The following is a 25,598-nucleotide window of genomic DNA, read 5'->3' as shown; positions in this document are numbered from 1 at the left end:
TTCTGTCCTCTTACCCTGGAGATGATGTTGAGACGCGCGAAGATCGTCGCCACACTCGGCCCTGCAACCTCGACCTATGAGAAGGTCCGTGCCCTTATCGACGCCGGTGTGGACGTCGCCCGCCTGAACCTCAGCCACGGGGACTACTCGGTGCACGAGGCGAACTACTCGAACGTCCGTCGGGCGGCCGAGGACTCGGGTCGTGCCGTCGCCATCCTCGTCGACCTCCAGGGGCCGAAGATCCGGCTCGGCCGCTTCGAGGACGGTCCGTACGAGCTCGAGGTCGGTGACATCTTCAAGATCACCACCGAGGACATCATCGGCAACCGCGAGATCTGCGGTACGACGTTCAAGGGACTGCCCAACGACGTCAAGCCGGGCGACTTCCTGCTGATCGACGACGGCAAGGTGCGCGTGGAGGTCGTCGAGACCGACGGCACCGTCGTCACCACGAAGGTCATCGTCGCCGGCGCCGTCTCGAACAACAAGGGCATCAACCTGCCCGGTGTCGCGGTCAACGTCCCCGCCCTGAGCGAGAAGGACGAGGACGACCTGCGGTGGGGCCTGCGCATCGGCGCCGACGTCATCGCCCTGTCGTTCGTGCGCAACGCCACGGACGTCGAGCGCGTGCACGAGATCATGGCCGAAGAGGGTGTCCGCATCCCGGTCATCGCGAAGATCGAGAAGCCGCAGGCGGTCGACGCCCTCGAGGAGATCGTCGACGCGTTCGACGGGATCATGGTCGCTCGTGGCGACCTCGGCGTCGAACTGCCCCTCGAGGCTGTTCCGATCGTGCAGAAGCGCGCTGTCGAGCTCGCCCGCCGCAACGCGAAGCCGGTCATCGTCGCGACGCAGATGCTCGAGTCGATGATCTCGAGCCCTGTGCCGACCCGCGCCGAGACCTCCGACGTCGCGAACGCCGTCCTCGACGGGGCCGACGCCGTCATGCTCTCGGGCGAGACGAGCGTGGGCGATTACCCGATCGTCGTGGTCGAGACCATGGCGCGGATCATCGAGTCGACCGAGGAGCACGGGCTCGAGCGCATCTCGCCGCTGAACACGAAGCCCCGCACCCAGGGCGGCGCGATCACGCTCGCCGCGCTCGAGGTGGCCGAGTTCGTCGGCGCGAAGTACCTGTGCGTCTTCACCCAGTCGGGTGACTCGGCCCGCCGTCTGTCGCGTCTGCGGCCCCGCATCCCCATGATGGCGTTCACTCCGGAGCCGGGCATCCGCCGCCGCATGGCCATGACCTGGGGCATCCAGTCGACGCTGGTGGAGATGGTGCAGCACACCGACTCGATGTACCGCCAGGCGGACGAGTACCTGCTCGGCAGCGGCCTGGCGAAGGAGGGCGATCAGATCGTCGTGATCTCCGGATCGCCTCCCGGGATCATCGGCTCGACCAACGACATCCGCGTCCACAAGGTCGGGGATGCCGTGGGCGGTGCGGCTCCCGTCTACAAGACCGGAGTCTGAGCAGCATTCCAGCGCCGAGGGGCGGGCCCGACGGGTCCGCCCCTCGGCGCTTGTGCGCGTGAGACGCGATACGGTGCTGGGATGACGCCGGAGACGCAGCAGACGCATCGCATCGGGTCGCTGCGCGTGCGCACGGTCGCGTCTGGGGGCACCGCGGCGACGACGTTCGTGCTGGTGCACGGGATCGGCATGTCGCACCGCTACCTCGAGCGGCTGCACCGTGCCCTGACGGCGCACGGGAGGGTGATCTCCGTCGACCTGCCCGGTTTCGGCGGTCTGCCGAAGCCAGGACACGACGTCGATGTCGGGGAGATGGCGGATGCCCTCGGCGCCGTGCTCGACGAGATCGCGCCCGGGCCCGTCGTGCTCGTCGGCCAATCGATGGGGACGCAGTGGGTCGTCGAGCTCGCCGCTCGTCGTCCTGATCTCCTCCTGGCGGTGATGCTGATCGGCCCCGTGGCGGACGAGCGTCGCCGCACCGTTCTGCAGCAGGCCCGGCTGCTGGCGCTGGACACGGTGCGGGAGCCACCGGGCGCGAACGCCCTGGTGTTCGGCGACTACCTGCGGTGCGGTCCGTTCTGGTATCTGGCGCAGCTGAGGCACCTGCTGGACTACCGCATCGAGGATCGGATCGGGCAGCTGAACGTGCCCGTGCTCATCATGCGCGGCTCCCGCGACCCGATCGCCTCGCTGAGCTGGTGCCGGCATCTGCGCGCGGCGGCGCGGACCGCGGAACTGGTGGAGATCCCCGACCACGCCCACAATGCGCAGCACACCGCTCCCGGCGCCGTGGCATCCGCCATCGAGCACTTCTGCTCCGCGCACCTCGCGGCCGGGGTGCGGGACGGCGACGCCGGGTGAGCGGCCTGCTGCGCAGAGCCATCTGGTGGGCGCAGGACTACGCCTACGCGGCGGCATGGCAGATTCGCGCCTTCGGCGACCGGGACAGGGCCGAGGCGTACTCCCGGGGCACCGGAGTGCCGATCGTCGTGCTTCCCGGCATCTACGAGAGCTGGCGTTTCATGCGGCCGCTGATCGAGCGGGCGCACCGTGACGGGCATCCGGTGCACGTCATCGAACCGCTCGAGCGCAACCTGAGCCCGATAGCCGAGATGGCCGACCGGGTGAGCACCTATCTCGCCGAGCACGACCTGCACGACGTGGTGCTGCTGGCGCACAGCAAGGGCGGTCTCGCGGGCAAGCTGGTGATGCTGGGCCGCGAGGCGTCGAGGGTGCGCGGCATGCTCGCCGTCGCGACCCCGTTCGGCGGATCTCGCTACGCCAGGATGATGCTGACCCGCAGTCTGCGCGCGCTGTCGCCGCGGCATCCGTCGATCGCCGCCCTCGCCGCCCAGCGCGACGCGGACGCGCGGATCGTGTCGATCTACTCGCGGTTCGATCCGCACATCCCCGAGGGCAGCGAGCTGCCCGGCGCGAAGAACGTTCCCCTCGACACGGGAGGCCACTTCCGCGTGCTCGCCCATCCTCGGGTGATGGCCGAGCTCGCGGCCCTGTCTTCGTGATGCGCAGAGGGCCGTCCCTCCGGGACGGCCCTCTGCGCATGTGCCGGCGGTGGGACTCGAACCCACACGCCCTCTCGGACAGAGCATTTTGAGTGCTCCGCGTCTGCCATTCCGCCACGCCGGCCGGCACACCGCGCATTCGACTGTAGCGCAGCCGCACAGGTCGTCCGTACGCGGTTTCCGCCGACGCGGGCGGGCTTCGACTAGGATGGACGGGTGACTGAGCAAGAGCAGCCCGAGCAGCCCACGGCATCCGCCCCGCGTCGCGTCGTCGTCGCTGAGGATGAGTCGCTGATCCGCCTCGACATCGTCGAGATCCTGCGCGACAACGGATTTGATGTCGTCGGCGAAGCCGGCGACGGCGAGACCGCCGTGCAGCTGGCCACCGAGCTTCGACCCGACCTCGTGGTCATGGACGTCAAGATGCCCCAGCTCGACGGCATCAGCGCCGCCGAGAAGCTGCACAAGGCGAACATCGCCCCCGTCGTGCTGCTCACGGCGTTCAGCCAGAAGGAGCTCGTCGAGCGCGCCAGCGAGGCCGGGGCCCTGGCCTACGTCGTCAAGCCCTTCACCCCGAACGACCTGCTGCCCGCGATCGAGATCGCTCTGGCCCGCCACGAGCAGATCATCACGCTCGAGGCCGAGGTCGCCGACATGGTCGAGCGCTTCGAGACCCGCAAGCTCGTGGACCGCGCCAAGGGTCTGCTGAACGAGAAGATGGGCCTGAGCGAGCCTGAGGCGTTCCGCTGGATCCAGAAGGCGTCGATGGACCGTCGCCTCACGATGCAGGACGTCGCGAAGGCGATCATCGAGCAGCTCGCTCCCAAGAAATGACTTCGGTCCGAGTCGCATCGACTCGGACAGTGAGACGGCCCCCGACGTCACGCCGGGGGCCGTTTCGCGTTCTCCGTCAGGCGTCGACGGTCTTGATCAGGTTCGTGATGCGGATGGTGGAGCAGCGCCGACCCTGCTCGTCGGAGACGGCGATGTCGTGCACGGTCATGGTGCGCCCGAGGTGCACGGGTGTGCAGACGCCCGTCACGAAGCCCGAGGTCGCCGAGCGCGTGTGGGTCGCGTTGATGTCGATGCCGACCGCGAGACGGCCGGGTCCGGCGTGCAGGTTCGCCGCCATCGACCCGAGCGACTCGCCCAGCACGACATAGGCGCCGCCGTGCAGCAGGCCGACCGGCTGCGTGTTGCCCTCGACCGGCATCGTCGCGACCGCGCGCTCGACGGTGAACTCGGTGAACTCGATGCCCATCTTCTCGGCCAGCGCGCCCATGCCGCGGTGCGTGGCCCACTCCAGCCCGGTCATCTCGGTCTGCTCGCTCAATGCTCCTCCTCAGCACGTGTCCGTCGCCCTCGTTAGGCTTGCAGGGTGACGGACTCCGCAAAGCCTACCCTCATGGTCGTCGACGGCCACTCGCTCGCCTACCGGGCCTTCTTCGCCCTCCCGGTCGAGAACTTCACCACCAGGGACAACCAGCACACGAACGCCATCTACGGCTTCCTGTCGATGCTCGTGAACCTGATCAAGGCGGAGAAGCCGACGCACATGGCGATCGCGTTCGACACGTCACGTCACTCGTTCCGCACCGAGGAGTACCCCGAGTACAAGGCGACCCGGTCCGAGACCCCGGGGGAGTTCAAGGGCCAGATCCCGCTGCTGCAGGACTGCCTGGCGGCGATGTCCATCCCGGTGCTGACGCAGGAGGGGATCGAGGCCGACGACATCCTCGCCACTCTCGCGAAGCAGGGGTCGGAGCAGGGGTACGACGTGCTGGTGGTCTCGGGCGACCGCGACACCATCCAGCTCGTGAACGACGACGTCACGCTGCTGTACCCCTCGGTGCAGGGGGTGTCGCAGCTCAAGCGCTACGACCCGGTCACCGTGCAGGAGCGCTACGGGGTGCGACCGGAGCAGTATCCCGACATCGCCGCCCTCGTCGGCGAGACGAGCGACAACCTGCCCGGCGTTCCGAAGGTCGGCGAGAAGACCGCGGTGAAGTGGCTCACCCAGTTCGGCAGCCTCGACGAGCTGCTCGCGCGCGCCGGCGAGATCAAGGGCGTCGTCGGCGGCAACCTGCGCGAGCACATCGAGGATGTGCGCCGCAACCGCAGGCTCAACCGCCTGCTGAACGATGTCGAGCTGCCCGTCACCCCGGCTGAGCTGATCGTCAGGCCCATCGACGCGCAGGGGGTACGCGACATCTTCGCCCGCCTCGAGTTCCGCACACTCCTGCCCCGCGTCTTCGAAGCGGTGGGCGCGCCCGACGAGCCGGCACACGACGAGCCGGCCGTCGCGGTGCCGGAGCCCGTCGAATCGTCCGCGGCCGAACTCGCCGCATGGCTGGGGGAGCAGCAGGGCGAGGTCGGTCTGCTGCTCACTCTCGTCGGCGGAGCCATCACGCGAGTCGGCGCGGCGACCGAGACCGAGCTGCGCGAGTGCAGCTGGGGCCCGGAGACGGCGCACGCGCTCACCGCGTGGCTCGAGTCCGATGCGCCCAAGGTGCTCAACGACGCCAAACCGCAGGTCAAGGCGCTGCTGCGCGACGGCATCCGGCTGGGCGGACTCGCTCACGACACCCTGCTGGCCGGCTGGCTGATGCGGCCGAGCTTCCCCGACAAGACGCTCGCGCACCTCGTCGGCCGGTACCTCGACGAGAAGCTCCCCGAAGCCGACCCCACACAGCTGGTCCCGGAGACCGACGGTGCGACTCCCTCACAGGAGGCGTGGTTCACGCTGCGCACCGCCGCCGCCATCCGTGAGGCGATGCCCGCGTCGGTCGCAGCCGTGCTCGGCGACATCGAGCTGCCCGCGGTCATCGCCCTGGCCGACATGGAATCGGCGGGGGTGGCGGTATCGCACGACGTCCTCTCCACCTTCTCGGGCGAGCTGCTCGCGCGCACCGACGTGCTCGCCGCCGAGGCGTTCGCTCTCGTCGGGCGGGAGTTCAACCTCGGCTCGCCCAAGCAGCTCCAGGAGGTGCTGTTCGAAGACCTGCAGCTGCCGAAGACCCGGAAGACCAAGACGGGGTACTCGACGGATGCCGCGGTGCTGGCCGACCTGCAGGACACCCACCCGCATCCCTTCCTCGCGCTGCTGCTGCAGCATCGGGAGGCGACCAAGCTGCGCCAGATCATCGAGTCGCTCGATGCGGCGATCGGCGACGATCACCGCATCCACACCACCTATGTGCAGACCGGAAGCCAGACCGGCCGCCTGTCGAGCACCGACCCGAACCTGCAGAACATCCCCGTCCGCACCGAGGAGTCGCGCCGCATCCGCAGCGCATTCCAGGTCGGCGAGGGGTACGAGGCGCTGCTGACCGCCGACTACTCCCAGATCGAGATGCGCATCATGGCGCACCTGTCGGGCGACCCTGGTCTCATCGAGGCGTTCAACTCGGGTGAGGATCTGCACCGTTTCGTGGGGGCGCGGGTGTTCGGGGTCGAGCCCGAGGAGGTGACCTCGGCCATGCGCACGAAGGTCAAGGCCATGTCGTACGGTCTCGTCTACGGGCTCAGCGCGTTCGGCCTGTCGAAGCAGCTGCGCATCGAGCAGTCGGAGGCGAAGCAGCTGATGCTGGAGTACTTCGCCCGCTTCGGAGCCGTGCGCGATTACCTGCGGGCGTCCGTGATGCAGGCGAAGGAAGACGGCTACACCGAGACGATCTTCGGTAGACGGCGTCCGTTCCCCGACCTCGCGAGCCCCAATCGTGTGCTGCGTGAGAACGCGGAGCGGGCGGCGCTGAACGCGCCCATCCAGGGCAGCGCCGCCGACATCATGAAGATCGCGTTGAACCGCATCCACGCAGACCTGCGCGAGCGGGGGCTCACCTCGCGCGCCCTGCTGCAGATCCACGACGAGCTCGTCGTCGAGGTCTCCGCGGGGGAGTGGGACGAGGTCGAGGGCATCGTCCGCGATCGCATGGCCGGTGCTGCCGAGCTCACCGTGCCGCTGGACGTGCAGGTGGGCCGCGGGCGCGACTGGAACGAAGCCGCGCACTGATCCCCGGCGCGGAGGGGCGCGAGGCTAGGCTCGAGATCATGAGTTCCGAGCCTCGCACCCCCTCTGCCATCGATCAGATCGCCGAGGACTGGGTCGACACCCTGGTAGACCTGTCGCCCATCCTCGCGACCTACATCGGACGCAACGAGGCAGGCGCCCGCCTCGACGACGTGAGCCCGGAAGGGCACGAGCGCAGCATCGCCGCAGCGCGTGAGACGCTCGCCGCTCTGGATGCCGCGACCCCCGTCGACAGCATCGACGAGGTCACCAGGACCGACCTCTCGGCAGAGCTGCGACTGCAGCTCGAGCTGCACGATGCGCAGTGGCATCTGCGCGACCTGAACGTCATCGCCTCGGCGCCGCAGGACTTCCGTCAGGCGTTCGACCTCATGCCCACCGACACGATCGATGACTGGGCGGTCGTCTGCGAGCGGCTGGCCGCGGTGCCGACTGCGCTGAAGGGGTACGTCGAGACGCTGCGCCAGGGCATCCGGCACGGCGTCGTGCCCGCGCGCCGCCAGGTCACGGAGGTCGCCACGCAGATCGCCCGGTACAGCGCCGATCGCGGCTTCTTCGCCTCGTTCGCCGCCACCGCCGGGCCGCGTGACGGCCAGCTGCCAGCCTCCCTCGCCCGCGACATCGCCGATCACGCCGGCGCCGCACGGGTCGCCTACGACGATCTCCGCCACTTCCTGATCAGCGAGCTGGCGCCGGTCGCCGGTTCCGAGGACGCCGTCGGGCGCGACCTCTACGCACTCAACTCCCGTCGCTTCCTCGGCGCGAGCATCGACCTCGACGAGACCTACGAGTGGGGCCGCGAGGAGCTGCAGCGGATGATCACCGAGCAGGAGGCGATCGCGAACGAGATCCTGCCCGGCGCGAGCGTCGAAGAGGCTGTCGCCCACCTCGAGGCCGACGCCAGCCGCAAGCTGCACGGCACCGACGCGCTGCAGAGGTGGATGCAGGAGACCAGCGACCGGGCCATCGCCGATCTCGGTGCCAGCCACTTCGACATCCCCGAGCAGATCCGCGAGCTCGAGTGCATGATCGCCCCCACCCAGGAGGGCGGGATCTACTACACCGGCCCCACCGACGACTTCTCCCGCCCCGGTCGGATGTGGTGGTCGGTTCCGGAGGGCGTCACCGAGTTCGACACCTGGCGCGAGCTGACCACCGTCTACCACGAGGGCGTCCCCGGTCATCACCTGCAGATCGCGCAGGCGACGTACAACCGCGCCGAGCTGAACACCTGGCGGCGAGTGCTCGCCGGCACCTCGGGCCACGCGGAGGGGTGGGCGCTGTACGCCGAGCGACTCATGGAGCAGCTCGGATACCTCGACGACCCGGCCGATCGTCTGGGCATGCTCGACGGCCAGCGCATGCGCGCCCTGCGCGTCGTGCTCGACATCGGCGTGCACCTGCGCAAGCCGCGGCTGGACGGCGACGGGATCTGGGATCACGACTACGCGCTGGAGCAGATGCGGCGCAACGTGAACATGCCCGACGAGTTCCGTCGGTTCGAGGTCAACCGGTACCTCGGGTGGCCGGGACAGGCGCCGTCGTACAAGGTCGGTCAGCGGATCTGGGAGCAGGTGCGCGACACCGTCCAGCAGAAGCAGGGCGACGCCTTCTCGTTCAAGGACTTCCACAAGCGCGCCCTCGACATCGGCGGGGTCGGGCTCGACACCCTCCGCGCCGCCGTCACCGGCTGAGCGCGGCGGTGCGGCGCCCCTACGATGAGAGGATGCCGCACACCGAGCTCCCGAGCCGTGCATCCATCGCGTCCCGACTCGACGCGCTGCCCTTCGCCCGGCCCCACCTGCGTGTGCTCACCGGGTCGGGCCTCGGATGGGCGCTGGATGCGATGGACGTGGGTCTCATCTCGTTCATCATCGCGGTGCTCGCCCAGCAGTGGCAGCTGACGCCGGGGGAGACCGGATGGATCGCGTCCATCGGGTTCGTCGGGATGGCGATCGGCGCGAGCGTCGGAGGCCTGCTCGCGGATCGCCTCGGCCGACGGCAGGTGTTCGCGATCACCCTCCTCATCTACGGCCTCGCCACCGGCGCCAGCGCCCTGGTCGGCGGAATCGCGATGCTGCTGGTGCTGCGCTTCTTCGTGGGACTCGGTCTGGGGGCGGAGCTTCCGGTCGCATCCACCTACGTCAGCGAATTCGCCCCCGCGGCGATCCGAGGCCGCGTGATCGTGGTCCTGGAGGCGTTCTGGGCCGTCGGATGGACGGCATCCGCCCTCATCGGCTACTTCGTCATCCCGGCGTCCGCCGACGGCTGGCGATGGGCGTTCGCCCTCGGGGCGATCCCCGCGGCGTACGCGCTCGTGGTGCGGTGGGGACTGCCCGAGTCGCCACGCTGGCTGGCCTCTCGAGGACGCCTGGCCGAAGCCGAGCGGATCGTGTCGACGTTCGAGACGGCAGCCGACCTGCGACGCACTCGGGCACCGCGGGCGGATGCCGCGGTGCGACCGGTCGCGGTGAGCGCCGCACAGCGGGTGGGGGCGCTGTGGTCTGCCGAGTTCCGCACGCGCACGCTGTGCATCTGGCTGGTCTGGTTCTGCGTGAACTTCGCCTACTACGGAGCGTTCATCTGGATCCCCAGCATCCTCGTGCAGGCCGGGTACGACCTGGTGCGCTCGTTCGGGTTCACCCTGCTGATCACCCTCGCCCAGCTGCCCGGGTACGCCGTCGCGGCGTGGCTGATCGAGGTCTGGGGGCGCCGGGCGACCCTGTCGGTGTTCCTCGCCGGATCCGCGGTCTCGGCGGTGCTGTTCGGCACCGCGAGCACGGAGGGCGCGATCATCGCGACGGGGATGGCGCTGTCGTTCTTCAACCTGGGCGCGTGGGGAGCGCTGTACGCCGTCACTCCGGAGCTGTACCCGACGTCTCTGCGTGCGACGGGCTCGGGGTGGGCGGCCGGCGTGGGTCGTCTGGCGTCGATCGTCGCGCCGCTGCTGGTGCCCGTGCTGCTCGCCACGGGCGGCGCGCCGCTCGCCTTCACGACGTTCGCCGCCTTCTTCGTCGTGGCGACCGTCGCGGCGTGGGGCCTCACGGATCTTCGCGGCCGCGCGCTCGACGAGCGCTGATCGCGTCACGCGACCTGGGTTGCGTCCCCACCGCAATAGGCTGAGAGCATGGCGGCTGTGCGGTTCGTGGCGATCGGGGATTCCTTCACCGAGGGCGTGGGCGACGAGCTGCCCGACGGGCGGGTGCGGGGCTGGGCGGACCTGGCCGCGCAAGGGTGGGCGGATGCCGTCGCCGAGCCCATCCAGTACGCCAACCTCGCCATTCGCGGGCGGCTGATCTGGCCCATCGTCGAAGAGCAGCTCGAGCCCGCACTGGCGCTTCGGCCGACGCACCTGTCGTTCAACGGCGGCGGGAACGACATCCTCCGGCCCAACGCCGACATCGAGCACATCGCCGATGCGTTCTCCCGTGTGCTGCGACGCTGCGATGAGGAGGGCGTCACTCTGATCCTGCTGTCCGGCGCGAACCCGAGCGCGCAGCTGCCCATGGGGCCGCTCTTCCAGCGCCGGGGCGACGCGCTGTCGGCCGCGGTGCTGCGGCGCGTCGAGAATCGTCCCGATGTCGTCCGCGCGCTGAACTGGCCGGATGCCGAGCTGTCCCGCCCCCGCTACTGGTCGCAGGACCGCCTGCACATGAACGCGAACGGCCACCACCGGGTCGCCGCGCGTGTGCTGCACGCGCTCGGCCTGGAGCCGCCCGAGGAATGGTGGACGCCGAGCACGGATCACCCGGCAGGTCCTGTCGGTCTCGCGTACTACCGGCAGTTCGTCGGGCCCTGGGTGCGGCGGCGGGTGACGCGCACGTCGTCGGGTGATGGACGGGTCGCGAAGTTCCCCGCCTGGGTCGAGACGATGCCGAGGTGACCGCTCTCACCGGCAGACGCCTGCCGCGTCGCGTCGCGCAGCTGCTGATCGGCGTGTTCCTGTACGGCATCGGCATCGCCTTCATCGTGCGCAGCGGGCTCGGCGCAGCGCCCTGGGACGTGCTGACCCAGGGCATCACCCGGCACGTGCCGCTGAGCTTCGGCATCGTGACGACCCTCGTCAGCGCGATCGTGCTGCTGCTGTGGATCCCCATCCGTCAGAAGCCCGGCGCGGGCACGGTCGTGAACGCGCTCCTGGTCGGCCCGTCGGCCGACGTCGGGTTCCTCTTCATCCCGGTCGGCAGGGATGTGTGGCAGCAGGCCCTGCTCTTCGCGATCGGTCTGCTCGTGCTGTCGGCCGCGACGGGGATGTACATCGGCGCGCACTTCGGTCCCGGACCGCGCGACGGGCTGATGACCGGTTTGCACGTGCGACTGCGTCGCCCGATCTGGATCGTGCGAACCTGCCTCGAGGTGACGGTCGTGCTCGTCGGATGGGCGCTGGGCGGCACCGTCGGCATCGGCACGCTGCTGTTCGCGCTGCTCGTCGGTCCGCTCTGCGAGTTCTTCCTGCGGATCTTCGCCGTGCCGCGGTCCTCGCGGCCGGCGCCGAGCACCGGCCCCGTGTCTGTGCAGGGCTGAGCGTGGATCTGTGGGAGATGCGGCCGCTGCCCGGCGGAGTCGTGACACGGCACGGTGCTCGCCGCGGGGAGCAGACGACCGTGCAGCTCGAGCCGTTCGAGATCGGCGCCTTCGCCGTCACCGAGGGTCAGTTCGCCGAGGTGCTGGGCATCGCCGCCCAGCACCCGAGACGCCCGGCGCGCGATCTCAGCTGGTTCCGCGCCATCAGGTTCTGCAACGCCGCATCGGAGTGGGAGGGCCTGGATCCGGCATACTCCTTCGACGGTGAGGACGTCACCTGGCACGTCGACAGCGACGGGTACCGCCTGCCGACCGAGGCGGAGTGGGAGTACGCCTGCCGCGCCGGATCAGTCGGGCCGCAGTACGGTCCGCTCGACGAGATCGCGTGGTCATCACGCGATGCGGTCGGAGCGCCGCAGGATGTCGGCTTGAAGCTGCCGAACCTGAACGGCCTCTTCGACACGCTCGGCAACGTCTGGGAGTGGTGCTGGGACCTCCTCGACCCCGAACTGCACGACGACCACCGTGTCTTCCGCGGCGGCTGCTTCACCGACGACACGTGGAGCGTCCGGGCATCCGTTCGCCGCGGGGGAGCTCCCCGCACCCATCACGACGACGTCGGCATGCGGCTCGCGCGCGGCGGATTCGACGGATCGGATGCCGCACAGGGCTGGTCCGCGCGCGCCGATGTCGAGCGCGGCGGGCGCGGGGGATCGCGCCCGTTCGGCAGGGCCCCGCGTCGCTGACCCGCGCGGCTGGCCCGCGTCGCCCACGACACGCACCGATCCGAGAAGGAGAACTCATGACCAAGCCGATCGAGATCGTCATCTCGCAGGGACGCGTCGGCGACCGCACGACCGGGGCGCTTCCGGGCGCGTTGAGAGCCGGTCGGGCGCTGTCGCGGATGCTCGACATCGAGGCTCGAGTGGTCGGCACGCCCGCCCCGGCGCAGGAGGACGACTGGTCGGAGTGCCTGCCCGCCGCAGCCGAGACGCTGCACGCGCTGCGCGACGCGGTCCGCGACGCCTTTGACCGCGATGCGACCCCCGTGCTCGCCACGAACACCTGCGGGGCGAGCATCGGAACCCTGCCGACTGTCGCGCAGCGCTTCCCCGAGGCCGTCGTGCTGTGGATCGACGCGCACGGCGATTTCAACACGCCGGCGACCACGGCATCCGGCTACCTCGGGGGAATGGTCGTCTCGGCGGCGTGCGGCCTCTGGGACAGCGGACACGGAGCCGGTCTGAATCCCGCCCAGGTGGTGATCGTCGGCGGACGCGACATCGACCCCGACGAGCGGATGCTGCTCGATCAGCACGGAGTCACCGTGCTGTCACCGGACGAGAGCTCACCAGAGCGGATCGCCGAGATCGTGGCCGGTCGGGACGTCTGGATCCACGTCGACTGGGACGTGCTGGAGCCCGGCTACATCCCGGCCGCCTACCGGGTGGATGCCGGACTGCTGCCGCATCAGATCGCCGCGATCTTCGCCGCGCTCGACCCCGCGCGGGTGCTCGGCGTGGAGCTGGCGGAATTCGAGGACGGTGATCAGGGCATCCCGTCGCACCTCAGCGTCGAACTGATCCTGGAGACGTTCCAGGCGCTGCGTCTCGGCGTCCCGCGCGGCTGACGCCCGGGTCAGCGACGCCCTCCACGCTCGGGGTCGAGCCCCATCCGGATGCGGGTGCTCTTGCGCTCGCGGATGATGAACGACGCCCCGAGCAGCCAGAGCGGGATCTGGGTCGCGAACGCCCAGCGGAACGCCTCGAGCGAATAGGTGTCCGGCGTGCCGGCGCCCTGCAGGTCGAGCATGAGGCCGATGAAGAAGATCGCGATGAGTGCCGCGAGGAATCCGCCGGAGTTGGTCACACCGGTGGCGGTGCTGAGCCGGTGGGCGGGGTTGTGCGTGCGGGCGTGGTCGAACGCGATCATGGATGCCGGTCCGCCGGCGGCCAGGCACACCACGAGCACGATGAGCAGCCAGATCGGTGCCGGTCCCTGCCAGAGGATCACCGTGCTCCACGCGACCACCTGGACGAGGATGCTCGGCAGCACGAGGGCGAGCGAGCGTCGGGTCGGGATGCGTCGCGACAGCATGCCGAGCACCGGGCTCAGGGCCATGCTGACGAGCACGTTCACCGACAGGATGCCGGCGGCGCCTGCGGGGGAGAGCCCCTGCCCTGCGGTGAGGAACGGCATGCCCCACAGCAGCAGGAAGGCGGTGCTGGCGAACGGGGTGGTGAAGTGCGACCAGAACGCCAGTCGGGTGCCGGGATGCGCCCAGGCGGCGCGGATGCCGACGCCGGTGTCGATCGCCGAGGTGATCACCTGAACCACGCCCGTCTCGGTGTTGACCGTGACGTCCGCGCTGCGCTCGGGTGGGTGGTTGCGCACGAGCATCCAGACGAGGATGGCGAAGAGCAGACCGAGCCCGGCGACGCTGCCGAAAGTGATCGTCCAGTTCGTCGAGTGCAGCAGCGCGGCCAGCGGCGTGAGCGCGATGAGCTGGCCGGTCTGGCCGACGAGGCCCGTCAGCTGTCCCATCACGGGTCCGCGCTGGGCGGGGAACCACGTGGCGACGAGGCGCAGCACAGCGGGAAACACCGCCGCGTCTCCGGCGCCCAGCAGCACGCGCGCGATCAGAGCGATGCCGATGCTCGGGGACACCGCCATCACGAACTGCCCGAGGGCCATGAGCAGCATCCCGATCACCATGATCGGACGCGACCCGTACCGATCGAGCAGCACCCCGATGGGTATCTGCAGGCCGCCGTACACGGCGAGCTGCACGACCGCGAAGAGCGAGAGCGTCGCCGCGTCGGCCTGGAAGCGCTCGGCGGCGTCGACGCCCACCGCGCTGAGCGAGCTGCGGTTGGTGATCGCCAGGACGTATGCGGCAACGGCCACACCCCACACCAGCCAGCCTCTCCAGCCGGGAGTCGCGCGGGGGAGGGGAGTATGGCTCACCCGTCAAGGCTAGTCCTGGCGAGCGGGTGACACGACGCAGCTGTCAAGGCCATCAGCCCGCCGCTCCCGTCGACCTAGAGTGGTGTCGTCGCCGGACACCGGACAGGCGACGGGAGGACTCGATGACCAACGATGATTCGCTGCCCACGTCGGGCATGCTCGACGCGCGGTACGAGATCCTCGAATGCGTCGGCCAGGGCGGCATGGCACGGGTGTACCGCGCAAAGGACACGCTTCTCGGACGGGTCGTGGCGATCAAGCTGCTTCGCGGCGAGCTCGACGGCGACGACGCGTCGGCCGGGCGTGCGCGGGGAGAGATGACCGCGCTCGCGTCGCTCAACCACCCCGCGCTCGTCACGCTCTACGACGCGCAGCTGCAGCCGGGGCGACCGGAATACCTGGTCATGGAGTTCGTCGACGGACCGACGCTCGCCGCCCGCATCGCCCAGGGGCCCCTCGCCCCCTCGGATGTCGCCGCGCTCACGGCCGACCTCGCTGAGGCACTGCACGTCGTGCACAGCGCGGGTATCGTGCACCGCGACATCAAGCCGTCGAACGTGCTGCTCTCCGACGCCGCGTTCCCCGCCAGCCGCTCGGGTGCGAAGCTCGCCGATTTCGGCATCGCCGCCCTGGTCGACGCGGCGCGCCTCACCTCGCCGGGGATCGTGATCGGCACCGCGGCTTACATCGCCCCCGAGCAGCTGCACGGGGCGATGCCCGCGCCTGCAGCTGACATCTACTCGCTGGGGCTGGTGATGCTCGAGGCGCTGACCGGCCGTCGCGCGTTCCCCCAGTCGGAGGGCATCGGCGCGGCGATGGCGAGACTGACGTCAGCGCCGGACGTGCCGGTCGAGTTCGGGCCGGCGTGGTCGAGCCTGCTGACCGCGATGACCGCCACCGACCCGGGCGAGCGGCCGAGCGCGTCGGACGTGTTCGACGCGGCATGGGCTCTGGCCGCCGCTCCCGCCTCGCCGCCGCGACCGACGGTACCGGCGGCCGTCGCCGCGGCCGCGCTGGCGGCAGGTGCTGTGCCGTCGGCCGCGGCCGAGGCTCAGACAGCCGCGATGACCGCTCCGACCCGCCTGCTCGCGGCGGAGACCGGGGCCCCTCCCGCCACCCCGGTGCCGCCGCCGGCGTCCGGCGAGACAGACGCTGCCGCCCCGGGTGTCAGGGGCCGCCGCCTCGGCGTCGTCGCAGCGGCAGCCGCGGTGACGGCTGCCGCTGCCGTCGTCGCCGGGGTGTGGATGACGGGTGGCGCCGTACCCGAGCCTGCGTCGACCAACCCGGCGGATACCCGGTCGTCCGCTCCGGCGACGCCGCCCGTGCCCGCGAGCACGCCCGACCAGGACGCCGAGCCGCAGCCCGACCAGGGCGCGAATCCAGATCGCAAGGCGCAGGAGAAGGCGGCGAAGGAGGCCGAGAAGGCCGCGGAAGAGCAGCGGAAGGCCGCAGAGAAGGCGGCCGAGGAGCAGCGCAAGGCTGCCGAGAAGGCCGCGGAGGACGCCGAGAAGGCACAGGAGGAAGCGGAGAAGGCGAAGGAGGATGCGGAGGATACGACGCAAGACGTCGAGGATACGACGGAGCAGCCGTCGCCCTCGCCTACCGCGTGACGAGCAGAAGCGCGTAGCTTCTCGTCATGAGAATCGTCGTCATCGGAGGCAGCGGCCACATCGGCTCCTACCTCGTTCCCCGTCTCGTCCGCGCCGGTCACCAGGTGGTGTCGATGAGCAGAGGCCAGGCCGGCCCCTACACCGACGGCCCGGAATGGGGTGAGGTGATCCCGGTCGCCGTCGACAGGGGAGCGGCGGAAGCCGACGGGTCGTTCGGACGAACGGTGCTCGCCCAGCGCGCCGACGTCGTCATCGATCTGATCTGCTTCACCGAAGAATCGGCGGCAGCTCTCGTCACCGCACTCCGGGGCGGCGTCGACCACCTGCTGCACTGCGGGTCCGTGTGGAGGTACGGCGCGAGCCGCAAGCTGCCGATCACAGAGGATTCGGCGTGCACCGATGAGCCGCACGATGAGTACGGCATCCACAAGGCGCGGATCGCCGATCTGCTGAAGCGGGAGAACGGGAACGGGGGACTGATCACCACCTCGATCCACCCTGGCCACATCGTGGGGCCCGGCTGGCATCCGATCGGCCCGGTCGGCAACGTGGACGAGACGCTGTGGACGGCGCTGTCATCGGGCCGGACGATCGACGTGCCCGGCAGCGGCACCGAGACGCTGCATCACGTGCATGCCGACGACGTCGCGCAGGCCTTCGAGCGAGCTGTCGCGAACCGGGACGCAGCCGCGGGGGAGGACTTCAACATCGTCGCGCCGACCGCGTTGAACGTCCGCGGATACATCCAGATCGCCTCGGGCTGGTTCGGGCACGCCTCGGCGCTGCGCAGCGTGAGCTGGGATCGCTTCCGCGAGCTGACGACGCCCGAGCACGCGGACGTCAGTCGCAGTCACCTGGAGCGCAGTCAGGTGTTCAGCATCGAGAAGGCGAGGGCGCGTCTCGGCTACGAGCCGCGCTACGAGCCGGAAGCAGCGATCCTGGAGTCGGTGCGCTGGCTCATCGAACAGAACCGGCTGCCCGTGCGGGCACCGTTGCGCTGACCCGCAAGCCCGGTACGCCGCACCTCTCTGCGGGACTACTCTCAGATCATGAAGGGGCACTCGCATCCGATCATCGCGCTGCGGCGCGTGCGCATCCTGCCGCGCTGGATACGGCACATCGACGCGCGGGCGGCGCATGCGGTGAATCGCCAACGCCACCTGCCCGCACTCGACCGCAGGCTCGCACGCCTGTCGCATCGCGCGGATCGCAGTCGCCTCTGGTTCGAGATCGCGGCTGCGCTCTACCTGCTCGGGGGCAAGCCGCGCCGAGGTGCCGTTCGCGGGATCGCATCGCTGATCGTCGGCAGTGCGCTGGCGAACCTCGTCGGCAAGCGGATCTTCGGCGGCGACCGGCCGCTGCTCAAGGACGTGCCGGTGCCTCGCCGGCTGAAGCGGACACCCACTTCCGGCTCGTTCCCGTCGGGGCATTCATCGTCGGCGGCGGCTTTCGTCACGGGTGTCGCCCTCGAATCGGGCCGCTCCGGTGCGGTGCTCGCGCCGCTCGGCGCAGCCGTCGCATACTCGCGTCTGCACACGGGGGCGCACTGGCTGTCGGACGTGATCGGGGGAGCGGCGCTGGGCTCCGCCGTCGCCGTCGTCGGGCGGATGCTCGTGCCGGCACCTGCTCGGTCTGAACCCGCGCATCTCGGTCCGACGATCGACCTGCCGTCACTGCCCGAGGGCGACGGCGCGCTGATCTTCGTGAACGTCGCATCCGGCATCGATCCGCTGCGCCCGGAGCCGCGTGACTTCATCCCCCGCGAGCTTCCCCGCGCACACATCCACGTTCTCGAGGAGGGCGAGCGCATCTCGAACCTCGCGCGCGATGCTCTGACGGGGACGAACCCGCCCCGGGTCGTCGGTGTCTGGGGTGGCGACGGCACGGTCGCCGCCGCGGCCGACGCGGCTCGCCGTGCCGGCCTTCCGCTGCTGATCTTCCCGGGCGGGACGTTCAACCACTTCGCGCGCACGGCCGGCGCGGAGACGATCGACGCCGCCGTGCAGGCAGTGCGTGACGGTGCGGGGCGGCGCGTCGATGTCGCCGAGCTGATCATCGACGACGAGCCGCCGGTGACCGTGATGAACGTGGCCTCGGTCGGGGTGTATCCCGGTTTCGTCGCGGAGCGCGAGGAGATGGAAGGGGCGCTGGGCAAGCCCGTGGCGGCGCTGATCGCCGCGGTGCGGGTGCTGGCACGGGCGCACACGCTGCACGTGCGCGTCGACGGGCGCGCAGCGCGGGTGTGGTCGATCGCGGTGGCCGCGGGGCAGAACTCGTCGGCGTCGATGGTGCCGCTCCAACGTCGCCGCCTCGACGACGGTGTTCTCGACGTCCGGGTGCTGCACGCGCGGGGTCGGATGCCGCGGCTGCGCGGACTCGTCGCACTGGCGTTCGGGGTGAAGGCATCCGCTCTTCTCGACCGGGTGCCTGGGCGTGCTGCCCTCGCGACGATCGAGGCGTTCACCGCCGAGCAGGTGCGGATCGAGGCACGATCGTCGACCGGCGAGGCGGTGAACGTGGCGCATGACGGTGAGGTGTCCGTGCTCGAACAGGGCAGCACGGTGGCGACGGTGCGCATCGTTCCCGGTGGACTAAACGTCTACGGCGCTCCCGCGTCGAGCGTGAATGCGTAGGGGTCTAGGACAGCGGGAGAGCGGCCGAATCAGATGTTCTGACATAATGTGCATTATCGGTTATTCCGTGCGAACGCCCCAGCAGCGTCGATGCGGCCCGGCGGGCTCACGCGACGTACTCGGCGAGATGCTCGCCGGTCAGCGTCGATCGATCGGCGACAAGGGCCGCCGGCGTCCCCTCGAAGACGACACGTCCGCCGTCGTGACCGGCGCCAGGTCCGATGTCGATGATCCAGTCGGCGTGCGCCATCACCGCCTGATGGTGCTCGATGACGATGACCGTCTTTCCCGAGTCGACGAGGCGATCGAGCAGACCGAGCAGGTTCTCGACATCGGCGAGATGCAGGCCGGTGGTCGGCTCGTCCAGCACATAGACGTCGGCGGCCTCACCCATCTGGATCGCCAGCTTCAGGCGCTGTCGCTCACCGCCGGACAGCGTCGACAGCGGCTGACCGAGGGTCAGGTACCCGAGGCCGACATCCGTCATCCGCGACAGCACAGAGACCACGGCGGGGATCTTCGTCTCGGATGCCGAGAAGAACTCCCGCGCCTCGGCGACCGGCAGGTCCAGCACCTCGGTGATGTCCAGCCCGCCCAGCTTGTACTCGAGAACGCCCAGCTGGAACCGCTTGCCGCCGCAGTCCTCGCACGGCGTCTCGATCGTGTCCATGAATCCGAGCTCGGTGACGATCACGCCCGAGCCCTTGCAGCTCGGGCAGGCGCCCTCGCTGTTCGCACTGAACAGGGCCGGTTTCACGCCGTTGGCCTTCGCGAACGCCTTGCGGATCGGCTCCAGCATCCCCGTGTAGGTGGCGGGATTGCTGCGGCGCGATCCCTTGATCGCCGTCTGGTCGATCGCGACCACGCCGTCCATCGGGCTGATCGAACCGTGCACCAGCGAGCTCTTGCCCGAACCCGCCACGCCTGTCACGACGGTCAGCACCCCGGTGGGCACATCCACGTCGACGTCCCTCAGGTTGTTGGCGTCGGCGCCGCGCACCTGGATCGCGCCGGTCGCCGCCCGCACGGCACTCTTCAGGGATGTGCGGTCGTGCAGATGACGACCGGTGAGCGTGTCGCTGCGGGTCAGCTCGTCGACGGTGCCCTCGAAGCAGACCTCTCCCCCGCCGCTGCCGGCTCCCGGTCCGAGGTCGACGACGCGATCCGCGATCGCGATTGTCTCGGGCTTGTGCTCGACGACGAGCACGGTGTTGCCCTTGTCGCGCAGCTGCAGCAGAAGCGTGTTCATGCGCTGGATGTCGTGCGGATGCAGGCCGATCGTCGGCTCATCGAACACGTAGGTCACATCGGTCAGCGACGAGCCGTGGTGACGCAGCAGCTTGATGCGCTGCGCCTCTCCCCCGCTGAGGGTGCCCGACGGACGCTCGAGGCTCAGGTAGCCCAACCCGAGCGTCACGAACGCATCGAGGTTCGCGCGCAGCGCGCCCAGCAGCGGACCCGCCCCGCTCAGAGACAGGCCGCGCACCCACGCCGCCAGATCCGTGACCTGCATGCGACAGGCGTCGGCGATGCTGATCCCGTCGATCCTCGATGATCGCGCGGCCTCGGTGAGCCGGGTGCCGTCGCACTCCGGGCACGTCGTGAAGGTCGCCACCCGCTCCACGAACGCCCGGATGTGCGGCTGCAGGGCGTCGATGTCCTTCGAGAGCATCGATTTCGTGATCTTGGGGATCAGGCCCTCGTAGGTCATGTTGATCCCCGAGATCTTCACCTTGGTGACCTCGCCGTATAGGAACATATGCCGCTGCTTCTCGGTGAACTCCGCGATGGGCTTGTCGGCGGGGTAGAAACCCGACTGCGAGAAGCCCTTCACCATCCATCCGTCCGCCGTGTACCCGGGCACCATGATGGCGCCGTCGTCGAGCGACTTCGACTCGTCGATCACCTGGGTCAGGTCGATGTCCGACACCGCTCCCCTGCCCTCGCACCTCGGGCACATGCCGCCGAGGTACACGGCATCCTTGACGATCTTCTTCTCGCCTCTCGGACCGGTCATCACCCCGCTGGCCTTCTGGGTGGGGATGTTGAACGAGAACGCGGTGGGTCCACCGATGTGCGGCGTGCCGAACTTCGAGAACAGGATGCGCAGCATCGCGTTCGCGTCGGTGACCGTGCCCACCGTCGAGCGCGGATTGGCGCCCAGACGCTCCTGGTCGACGATGATCGCGGTGGTCAGCCCTTCGAGCACGTCGACGTCGGGGCGGGGAACGGACGGCATGAACCCCTGCACGAACGCACTGTACGTCTCGTCGATCAGCCGGCGCGACTCCGCGGCGATCGTGTCGAACACGAGCGAGCTCTTGCCCGACCCGGAGACGCCGGTGAACACCGTGAGGCGCCTCTTGGGCAGGCTGACCGAGACGTCCTTGAGATTGTTCTCGCGCGCGCCCTCGACGCGGATGACGTCGTGGCTGTCGGCGGGGTGGTCCTGCGGCACGGTGCTTCCTTCGTCGGATGGGATCGGATGCCGGGCGGCGCACGCGTCAGGCGACGGCCTGGTTGATACGCACGAAGTTACCGGCAGGATCACGGAACGCGCAGTCGCGCACGCCGTACGGCTGATCGATCGGCTCCTGCACGACGTCCGCGCCCTTCGCCTCGATCTCCGCGAAGGCGGCGTCGACGTCGTCGGCGGTGAGCACGATGCCGGCATAGCTGCCCTTCGCCATGAGCTCGAGGATCGTCCGACGCTCGTCATCGCTGATGCCCGGGTCGACCGCGGGAGGGGTGAGCACGATCGACGTGTCGGGCTGACCGGCCGGCCCTACCGTGATCCACCGCATGTCCTCGTATCCCACGTCCTTGCGGACCTCGAAACCGAGCACGTCGCGATAGAAGGCGAGGGATGCCTCCGGATCGATGTGTGGGAGAAAGCTGACACTGATGGTGATGCTGTTCATGACCTCGACGCTACTCACGCCCGTGCGACGCCGCTTCTCGATTCCTGATCGGTCTGGTCGCCTGCTTCTCGATCCACGACGGGATGCCGGGGCCGAGCCCTGGCTCGCGTCGGTAGGCGCTCGGTGAGAGGCCGACGAGTTCGCTGAAGCGGGTGCTGAACGTGCCGAGCGACGAGAAGCCGACGGCGAAGCAGGCATCCGTCACACTCACGTCACCGCGGCGCAGCAGCGCCATGGCCCGCTCGATGCGTCGCGTCATGAGATACGAATACGGTGATTCGCCGAACACCTGGCGGAACCGCCGGCTGAGATGACCGGCGGACATGTGCTCTCCGCGTGCCAGCGTCTCGACGTCCAGTGGGCGAGCGTACTCGCGATCGATCCGATCGCGCACCCGCCGCAGTCTGATCAGCTCGGCGAGTCGATACTCGTCCTCCACATCGTGTGCCACATCCCGATCCTGGCATCCGATAGCGTGTGCGCGAAGGGCCCGTCGTACGAAAGGACCACCATGGACACGTTCCGCTTCACCGAGCCGGGTTTCCTGCGCTCCGTCCGTCTCTTTCTCGCCATCGCCGGTGCGATCACGCTCATCGCCGGGATCGTGCTGCTCATCTGGCCCGCGAAGTCGGCGGTGATCGTCACCGGCATCTTCGCGAGCTACCTCATCATCGGCGGGCTGGTATATCTCGGTCTCGCCGTGTTCTCGGGCAGAGGGGGCGGCTGGGTGCGCGCCGGGCACGTCGTCCTGGGTCTGCTGTACGTGGTCACCGGCGTCGTCGCCTTCGCGAACCTCAGCGCCGCGACGGTCACGCTCGCGATCATCGTGGCGATCTTCATCGGCGTGAGCTGGATCGCCGACGGAGTCGTGGCCCTGAGCCTCATGGGCCACGATGCGTCGAGGGCATGGACGCTGCTGTACGCCCTGCTCGGCATCGTCGCGGGCATCGCCGTGCTGCTCTCGCCGCTCTACGCCGCGACGGTGCTCTGGCTGATCCTCGGGGTCTCCCTGGTCGCGCTGGGCGTCGTGCAGCTGGTGCGGGCATTCACCCTCACACAGGCCGAGGCCGTGCAGACGCCGGACGTGCTCATCTGAGCCGAACCCGCGACGCGAAGAGGGAGGCCACCGACGGATGGCCTCCCTCTTCGCCGGAGCGTCACTCGGCGGCGAAGTCCGAGGTGTCGCCGACGAGGCGCGTGTTGTCGGCGGGCACCGGCTCGATGGCGGCCTTGGCGACCTCGGCGGCGAACTCCGAGACGTTGTAGAGCTTTCCCGCCGATTCGCGACGCCCGGCGATCGCCCCGGGGTTCGCGCGCTCGAGCAGGGTCGCCGTGATGGTGCCCTCGATCATGTCGCCGGAGACGACGGTGAACCCGACACCCTTCTCCGCGAGACCGGGGATCAGCTCGCGCAGAGCGTCCTCGCCCGCGCGCTTCGAGCGAGCGACGGGCTCGTACTCCGGCATGGTAGGCGTGGTGCGGATGAAGTGCGCCTGGTGGCTGGTCACGAACACGACCCTCGCCCCGTCGCCCAGCAGCGGCTCAGCAGTCTGGAGCACGTTCACCTGCGCGTCGCGGTTGAGTTTCAGGGCGTAGTCCTCGGCCATCCCCGACTCCATGCCTCCGGAGGCGTTGAGCACGAGCACGTCCAGACGACCGAACTCCTCGCGCACGCGGTCGAACATCGCCGACACGGAATCAGGATCGGTGAGATCGGCGCCCACGACCAGAGCGCGACGGCCGAGGGCACGCAGCTCGTTCGCGAGCTTCTCGGCGCGCGGAGCCTTGTTGCGGAAGTTGATGACGACGTCGGCGCCCGCCTCGGCGAAGTAGCGGACGGTGTCGGCGCCGATGCCTCGCGACGATCCGGTGACCAGAGCCACCTTGCCGTCGAGGGATCCGGCGGGAAGGACCTGGGTCATCTCTGCTCCTCGGGATGCGCGAAATCGCCCGGATGGCGACATTCCACCCTACAACGGTGCGCTGTCCGGACCGGGTCGTGAGCCCCGTGGTAGGTTGACGCTCAGGAGGGCGCATGGACGGTCTGGCGACATTCTTAGCCGACATCGGGCAGTGGGCGTGGATCGCGTGGCTGGTGCTCATCGCCCTCTTCCTGGTGATCGAGATGCTCACCCTCGACTTCACGTTCCTCATGCTCGCGTTCGGCGGTCTCGTCGGACTCGTGGCAGGGCTCCTCGGGCTCCCCTGGTGGGCCCAGCTGATCGTCGCCGCCGTCGCCGCCGCGATGTTCATCTTCTTCCTGCGGCCTCCGCTGCTGCACCGCCTGCGCCGGGGCGAGGACCCGGCGAAATCGAACGTGGATGCGCTGATGGGCCTCCGCGGCACAGCGCTTCTCGACATCACCCAGATCACCGGCCAGGTCAAGCTCAGCAACGGCGACATCTGGACCGCGCGCAGTGTCGACGGCGCGCCCATCATCACCGGCACCCGCATCGCCGTGGTCGACATCAGCGGAGCCACCGCCATCGTCCGACCCGTCACCGAATAGGAGCATGATGAACGACTCCTCGTTCGTTCCGACCGCCATCGCGTGGATCCTCGCCATCGCGGTCATCATCTTCGTGCTGGTCACGATCGCTCGCGCGATCCGGATCATCCCGCAGGCGACGGCCGGCGTCGTGGAACGCCTCGGCCGGTATCACAAGACGCTCCAGCCGGGGCTGAACCTCCTCGTGCCGTTCATCGACCGGCTGCGTCCGCTCATCGACATGCGCGAGCAGGTCGTCTCGTTCCCGCCTCAGCCCGTGATCACCGAGGACAACCTGGTGGTGTCGATCGACACGGTGGTGTACTTCCAGGTGACGGATGCCCGTGCCGCGACCTACGAGATCGCGAACTACCTCGGTGCGGTCGAGCAGCTCACCACGACGACGCTGCGCAACGTCGTGGGTGGGCTGAACCTCGAGGAGGCGCTCACCAGCCGCGACAACATCAACGGCCAGCTGCGCGTCGTGCTCGACGAGGCGACCGGCAAGTGGGGCATCCGCGTCTCCCGTGTCGAGCTGAAGGCCATCGACCCGCCCGTGTCGATCCAGGACTCGATGGAGAAGCAGATGCGCGCCGAGCGCGAGCGTCGCGCCACGATCCTGACCGCGGAAGGGTCGAAGCAGTCCCAGATCCTGGAGGCGGAGGGTCAGCGCCAGGCGGCGATCCTCAAGGCGGAGGGCGACAAGCAGGCCGCCGTGCTGCGCGCCCAGGGTGAGGCGGAGGCGATCCAGAACGTGTTCGGGGCGATCCACCAGGGCCGGCCCGATGACAAGCTGCTCGCGTATCAGTACCTGCAGATGCTGCCCAAGATCAGCGAGAGCGAGTCGAGCAAGCTCTGGATCATCCCCAGCGAGCTGACCGAGGCTCTCAAGGGCATCGGGTCGGCGTTCACTCCCCGCGGTGAGGCGGCCGACGAGCCGCCGCGCGCCCAGTGACGCACCCGTTCTTCGCCGGCAGCAGGCACCCGCGGGTCTTCGCTCACCGCGGGCTGGTGCTCCCCGACACCCGGAGCACGGTCTGGGAGAACACGGCGGCGGCGTTCGCCGCAGCCCACGCAGCCGGTGCGGAGTACATCGAGACGGATTGTCGGGTGACGGCAGACGGTGATGTCGTGCTCTTCCACGACGAGACACTGCAGCGCGTCGCGGGCGACCCGCGCGCGGTGCGTTCGGTGAGGACGAGAGAGCTGGCGGACATGTTCGCCGGGCACGGCGGACTGCTCACCGTGGCGGACGCGCTCGACGCCTTTCCCGACACGAGGTTCAACATCGACGTGAAGACCGCCGAGGCGTCGACCCCGCTCGGCGCGGTGCTCGCTCCGCACGCGCACCGCGTGCTGATGACGAGCTTCTCCGACCGGCACCGCCTGCACGCGCTGCGGGCGACCATGGACGCGGGAGCGGAGA

At 69.4% G+C, this 25,598-nt stretch carries 23 protein-coding genes, 1 tRNA gene and 1 pseudogene; 18 read left to right on the top strand and 7 right to left on the bottom strand.

Annotated elements, in window-relative coordinates:
* The first annotated feature begins 27 nt into the window (after nucleotides 1-27).
* The 3 genes from pyk (at nucleotide 28) to BFN01_RS11385 (ending at nucleotide 2,999) form a co-directional block, all read left to right on the top strand.
* Nucleotides 28-1,476, top strand: a complete 1,449-nt coding sequence (gene pyk / locus BFN01_RS11395; protein ID WP_071644491.1) for a pyruvate kinase — start codon at nucleotides 28-30, stop codon at nucleotides 1,474-1,476.
* Nucleotides 1,477-1,557: 81 nt separating this feature from the next.
* Nucleotides 1,558-2,337 (top strand): alpha/beta fold hydrolase, encoded by a 780-nt coding sequence (locus BFN01_RS11390; RefSeq protein ID WP_083428786.1) that lies wholly within the window; start codon nucleotides 1,558-1,560, stop codon nucleotides 2,335-2,337.
* On the top strand, nucleotides 2,334-2,999 hold the full coding sequence (locus BFN01_RS11385) for a triacylglycerol lipase (protein ID WP_071644466.1): 666 nt from the start codon (nucleotides 2,334-2,336) through the stop codon (nucleotides 2,997-2,999). The genes BFN01_RS11390 and BFN01_RS11385 overlap by 4 nt, the downstream gene beginning before the upstream one ends.
* 41 nt (nucleotides 3,000-3,040) lie before the next feature.
* On the opposite strand, the gene BFN01_RS11380 is transcribed toward BFN01_RS11385, so the two are convergent.
* Nucleotides 3,041-3,123: transfer RNA gene (locus tag BFN01_RS11380), tRNA-Leu, on the bottom strand.
* A gap of 92 nt (nucleotides 3,124-3,215) precedes the next feature.
* On the opposite strand from BFN01_RS11380, the gene BFN01_RS11375 reads away from it, so the two are divergent.
* The gene (locus tag BFN01_RS11375) at nucleotides 3,216-3,833 is read left to right on the top strand and encodes an ANTAR domain-containing response regulator (protein WP_071644465.1); all 618 of its coding nucleotides are present in this window, start codon (nucleotides 3,216-3,218) and stop codon (nucleotides 3,831-3,833) included.
* Between the two features lie 76 nt (nucleotides 3,834-3,909).
* Here BFN01_RS11375 and BFN01_RS11370 read toward each other — a convergent pair whose 3' ends face one another.
* On the bottom strand, nucleotides 3,910-4,314 hold the full coding sequence (locus BFN01_RS11370) for a hotdog fold thioesterase (RefSeq protein WP_071644489.1): 405 nt from the start codon (nucleotides 4,312-4,314) through the stop codon (nucleotides 3,910-3,912).
* Between the two features lie 63 nt (nucleotides 4,315-4,377).
* Here BFN01_RS11370 and polA point away from each other — a divergent pair, with 63 nt between their 5' ends.
* Genes polA through BFN01_RS11335 form a run of 7 tightly spaced genes read left to right on the top strand, consistent with a single transcriptional unit; the run spans nucleotide 4,378 to nucleotide 13,183 of the window.
* Nucleotides 4,378-7,011 (top strand): DNA polymerase I, encoded by a 2,634-nt coding sequence (gene polA / locus BFN01_RS11365; RefSeq protein WP_071644464.1) that lies wholly within the window; start codon nucleotides 4,378-4,380, stop codon nucleotides 7,009-7,011.
* Nucleotides 7,012-7,049: 38 nt separating this feature from the next.
* On the top strand, nucleotides 7,050-8,723 hold the full coding sequence (locus BFN01_RS11360; protein ID WP_071644463.1) for a DUF885 domain-containing protein: 1,674 nt from the start codon (nucleotides 7,050-7,052) through the stop codon (nucleotides 8,721-8,723).
* 32 nt (nucleotides 8,724-8,755) lie between these two features.
* Nucleotides 8,756-10,108 carry an MFS transporter gene (locus BFN01_RS11355; protein WP_071644462.1) on the top strand — a complete coding sequence of 451 codons (1,353 nt, stop codon included), beginning with the start codon at nucleotides 8,756-8,758 and terminating at the stop codon, nucleotides 10,106-10,108.
* A 48-nt stretch (nucleotides 10,109-10,156) separates the two neighbouring features.
* Nucleotides 10,157-10,912 carry an SGNH/GDSL hydrolase family protein gene (locus tag BFN01_RS11350; protein WP_177243857.1) on the top strand — a complete coding sequence of 252 codons (756 nt, stop codon included), beginning with the start codon at nucleotides 10,157-10,159 and terminating at the stop codon, nucleotides 10,910-10,912.
* A complete protein-coding gene (locus BFN01_RS11345; protein ID WP_083428784.1) occupies nucleotides 10,909-11,553 on the top strand; it encodes a YitT family protein in 645 nt (214 codons plus the stop codon). Before BFN01_RS11350 ends, BFN01_RS11345 begins: the two co-directional genes overlap by 4 nt.
* Before the next feature lie 17 nt (nucleotides 11,554-11,570).
* Nucleotides 11,571-12,299, top strand: a complete 729-nt coding sequence (locus BFN01_RS11340; RefSeq protein ID WP_083428791.1) for an SUMF1/EgtB/PvdO family nonheme iron enzyme — start codon at nucleotides 11,571-11,573, stop codon at nucleotides 12,297-12,299.
* A 56-nt stretch (nucleotides 12,300-12,355) separates the two neighbouring features.
* Nucleotides 12,356-13,183, top strand: coding sequence for an arginase family protein (locus BFN01_RS11335; RefSeq protein ID WP_071644460.1), 828 nt, complete (start codon nucleotides 12,356-12,358; stop codon nucleotides 13,181-13,183).
* 8 nt (nucleotides 13,184-13,191) lie between these two features.
* On the opposite strand, the gene BFN01_RS11330 is transcribed toward BFN01_RS11335, so the two are convergent.
* Nucleotides 13,192-14,520: a nitrate/nitrite transporter gene (locus BFN01_RS11330; protein ID WP_071644459.1), complete on the bottom strand. Its 1,329-nt coding sequence runs from the start codon at nucleotides 14,518-14,520 to the stop codon at nucleotides 13,192-13,194.
* A gap of 122 nt (nucleotides 14,521-14,642) precedes the next feature.
* Between BFN01_RS11330 and BFN01_RS11325 the strand changes: the two genes are divergently transcribed.
* Genes BFN01_RS11325 through BFN01_RS11315 form a run of 3 tightly spaced genes read left to right on the top strand, consistent with a single transcriptional unit; the run spans nucleotide 14,643 to nucleotide 18,763 of the window.
* Nucleotides 14,643-16,130, top strand: coding sequence for a serine/threonine-protein kinase (locus tag BFN01_RS11325; RefSeq protein ID WP_071644458.1), 1,488 nt, complete (start codon nucleotides 14,643-14,645; stop codon nucleotides 16,128-16,130).
* 26 nt (nucleotides 16,131-16,156) lie between these two features.
* A complete protein-coding gene (locus BFN01_RS11320; RefSeq protein ID WP_071644457.1) occupies nucleotides 16,157-17,131 on the top strand; it encodes an NAD(P)-dependent oxidoreductase in 975 nt (324 codons plus the stop codon).
* 48 nt (nucleotides 17,132-17,179) lie between these two features.
* Nucleotides 17,180-18,763 (top strand): bifunctional phosphatase PAP2/diacylglycerol kinase family protein, encoded by a 1,584-nt coding sequence (locus BFN01_RS11315; RefSeq protein ID WP_083428783.1) that lies wholly within the window; start codon nucleotides 17,180-17,182, stop codon nucleotides 18,761-18,763.
* Nucleotides 18,764-18,869: 106 nt separating this feature from the next.
* Here BFN01_RS11315 and BFN01_RS11310 read toward each other — a convergent pair whose 3' ends face one another.
* Genes BFN01_RS11310 through BFN01_RS11300 form a run of 3 tightly spaced genes read right to left on the bottom strand, consistent with a single transcriptional unit; the run spans nucleotide 18,870 to nucleotide 22,135 of the window.
* A complete protein-coding gene (locus BFN01_RS11310) occupies nucleotides 18,870-21,221 on the bottom strand; it encodes an excinuclease ABC subunit UvrA (RefSeq protein WP_071644456.1) in 2,352 nt (783 codons plus the stop codon).
* Nucleotides 21,222-21,267: 46 nt separating this feature from the next.
* Nucleotides 21,268-21,684, bottom strand: coding sequence for a VOC family protein (locus tag BFN01_RS11305; protein WP_071644455.1), 417 nt, complete (start codon nucleotides 21,682-21,684; stop codon nucleotides 21,268-21,270).
* 10 nt (nucleotides 21,685-21,694) lie between these two features.
* A complete protein-coding gene (locus BFN01_RS11300) occupies nucleotides 21,695-22,135 on the bottom strand; it encodes a helix-turn-helix transcriptional regulator (RefSeq protein WP_071644454.1) in 441 nt (146 codons plus the stop codon).
* A gap of 60 nt (nucleotides 22,136-22,195) precedes the next feature.
* Here BFN01_RS11300 and BFN01_RS11295 point away from each other — a divergent pair, with 60 nt between their 5' ends.
* Nucleotides 22,196-22,780: an HdeD family acid-resistance protein gene (locus BFN01_RS11295; protein WP_071644453.1), complete on the top strand. Its 585-nt coding sequence runs from the start codon at nucleotides 22,196-22,198 to the stop codon at nucleotides 22,778-22,780.
* A gap of 61 nt (nucleotides 22,781-22,841) precedes the next feature.
* Here BFN01_RS11295 and BFN01_RS11290 read toward each other — a convergent pair whose 3' ends face one another.
* Nucleotides 22,842-23,606 (bottom strand): SDR family oxidoreductase, encoded by a 765-nt coding sequence (locus BFN01_RS11290; RefSeq protein ID WP_071644452.1) that lies wholly within the window; start codon nucleotides 23,604-23,606, stop codon nucleotides 22,842-22,844.
* 113 nt (nucleotides 23,607-23,719) lie between these two features.
* Between BFN01_RS11290 and BFN01_RS11285 the strand changes: the two genes are divergently transcribed.
* From BFN01_RS11285 to BFN01_RS15885, 3 genes and pseudogenes are all read left to right on the top strand, one after another.
* The gene (locus BFN01_RS11285; protein ID WP_071644451.1) at nucleotides 23,720-24,193 is read left to right on the top strand and encodes an NfeD family protein; all 474 of its coding nucleotides are present in this window, start codon (nucleotides 23,720-23,722) and stop codon (nucleotides 24,191-24,193) included.
* 7 nt (nucleotides 24,194-24,200) lie between these two features.
* On the top strand, nucleotides 24,201-25,127 hold the full coding sequence (locus BFN01_RS11280) for an SPFH domain-containing protein (protein ID WP_083428789.1): 927 nt from the start codon (nucleotides 24,201-24,203) through the stop codon (nucleotides 25,125-25,127).
* Nucleotides 25,124-25,598: pseudogene (locus BFN01_RS15885) on the top strand (glycerophosphodiester phosphodiesterase family protein); the annotation flags it as partial. The gene BFN01_RS11280 and the pseudogene BFN01_RS15885, both read left to right, overlap by 4 nt.

It is taken from the genome of Microbacterium sp. AR7-10 (assembly GCF_001878835.1).
In the GTDB taxonomy this organism is placed as follows: Bacteria; Actinomycetota; Actinomycetes; order Actinomycetales; family Microbacteriaceae; genus Microbacterium; species Microbacterium commune.
The sequence above is the reverse complement of the archived record's forward strand: the minus strand, read 5'-3'. Positions and strand labels throughout refer to the sequence as shown.